A 1,462-nucleotide genomic window follows, 5' to 3' on the forward strand; every position below is an offset into this window, starting at 1 on the left:
TGCCCGCGCTGAACACTCCAGTGCCCGACACCATTTCCGCCATTGCACCGCGAGCAGAACAAGGAGCGTCACATGAGCCAATCCTCTTCCGATTCCAAGGGGATCGACGAACCACTGCTCGGCCTCGAAAGCTGCCCGTCGGTCCCCATCTCGGCCCTCGCCGGCGCCCAGCATCTGCTGGCCAGTCTGGCCGGTATCATTGCACCGACATTGATCATCACCAGCGCGCTGGGCCTCGATGCCTACACCGCCAGCCTGCTGTCGATGGCACTGGTGGTCTCCGGTGTCGCCACCTGGATCCAGTCCCAGCGCATCGGCCCGTTCGGCTCAGGGCTGTTGAGCATCCAGGGCACCAGTTTCAGCTTCGTGTCCGCGCTGATCACCGCCGGATTGATCGCTCGTTCGCAGAATGCCAGTGACGAACAGGTACTGGCGGTGCTGTTCGGCACCTGCCTGGCGGGCAGCCTGATCGAGATGGCGCTGGGCACGGTATTGCCGTGGCTCAAGCGGGTCATCACGCCCGTGGTCACCGGCGTGGTGGTGATGCTGATCGGCCTGAGCCTGATCCAGGTGGGCATGACGGACATCGGCGGCGGCTTCGGCGCCGAGGACTTCGGTGCACCTGCCAATCTGGCACTGGCCGGTTGTGTGCTGATCACGGTGTTGGCCTGCCAGGTCTCGCGTCATCCGTGGCTGAGAATCGCCTCCATCTTCATCGGCATGGCCGTCGGCTGCATCATCGCCGCCATCGGTGGCCTCTATGATTCGCCGCAGCTGGCCGATGCCGCCCTGCTGGCCCTGCCACATCCGGCGACCCTGAATACCGGCTTCGATTTCTCGCTGGCCGCCTTCCTGCCGGTGGCCTTCATCTTCATGATCACCGCCATCGAGACCGTCGGTGACCTCACCGGCAGCGCACGCGCCTCGGGTCTCGCCGTGGATGATGAGCGGCACCAGAAGCGTCTGCGCGGCGGCGTGCTGGGCGATGGCCTGAATTCCGCGCTCGGCGCGCTGGCCGGCACCTTCCCCAACACCACCTTCAGCCAGAACACCGGCGTGATCCAGCTGACCGGCATCGCCAGCCGCCATGTGGGCCGCTACGTGGCCGGCTTCCTGCTGCTGCTGGGCCTGTCGCCCTTCATCGCCACCCTGCTGACCCAGATGCCGCGCCCGGTGCTCGGTGCCACCACCACGCTGATGTTCGCGCTGATCGCGGTGTCCGGCATCCGCATCCTGATGGCGCAGCCCATCGGGCGTCGCGAGATGATGATCATCGCGCTGGCCCTGGGGCTGGGGCTTGGCGTCGGCATGGTGCCGGATGTGCTGAACGCCATTCCGGGCGCCTTCGCCGATGCGCTGCGCTCGCCGATCACCATGGGCGGCCTGACCGCCATCATCGCCGAGCTGCTGCTGCCGAAGATGGAAGACGCCGAGGTGTTCAATCCCAGAGCGAGTGAGCGTG

Annotated in this window: 1 protein-coding gene; it reads left to right on the forward strand. The window is 66.1% G+C overall.

The window, feature by feature from the left end; genetic code table 11:
* Nucleotides 1-72 precede the first annotated feature (72 nt).
* The coding region (locus AC4FAH_RS14215; protein WP_490246275.1) for a uracil-xanthine permease family protein at nucleotides 73-1,462 on the forward strand (1,390 nt) is incomplete at its 3' end.

It is taken from the genome of Cobetia sp., from assembly GCF_983723665.1.